The sequence below is a fragment of the Massilia sp. CT11-108 genome (assembly GCF_047302915.1).
GTDB lineage: Bacteria > Pseudomonadota > Gammaproteobacteria > Burkholderiales > Burkholderiaceae_D > Telluria > Telluria orientalis.
Map to the genome: position 1 here is coordinate 1 of NZ_JBKYMO010001195.1, position 544 is coordinate 544.

Below are 544 nucleotides of genomic sequence, written 5' to 3' on the forward strand. Positions count from 1 at the left end.
GCGCTGCGCGCGCGCATCCAGGCGGCGCTCGCGGGACGCACGTACGCGGGCGTGATCGTGGCGCTCGTGATCGGCGACCAGCGCGGCATCGAGCAGGCCGACTGGCAGGTGTTCAACCGCACCGGCATCGGCCACCTCATTTCGATCTCGGGCCTGCACATCACGATGATCGCGGGACTCGCCGCGTGGGCCATGTCGGCGCTGTGGCGCCGCTCGTTCTTCACCGATGCGCGCCTGCCGCTGCGGCTGCCGGCACAGAAGGCCGCCGCGCTGGCCGGCACCACCGTCGCCTTCCTCTACGTGCTGCTGGCCGGCTTCGGCGTGCCGGCACAACGCACCCTGTACATGCTGTCCGTCGTCGCGCTCGCATTGTGGATGGGGCGTCTCGCGGCCGTGTCGCACGTGCTGTGCGCGGCGCTCGCGGTCGTCGTGCTGCTCGATCCGTGGGCCGTGCTGTGGCCGGGGTTCTGGCTGTCGTTCGGGGCCGTGGCCGTCATCCTGTTCGCGGGTCATGGCCGCATCGGGCCCCCGCCCGCGGGTCCGC

At 72.4% G+C, this 544-nt stretch carries 1 protein-coding gene; it reads left to right on the forward strand.

The features are described 5' to 3' along the window. A partial coding sequence (locus ACEN88_RS33930) for a ComEC/Rec2 family competence protein (RefSeq protein ID WP_413346765.1) occupies positions 1-544 on the forward strand: 544 nt, incomplete at both ends.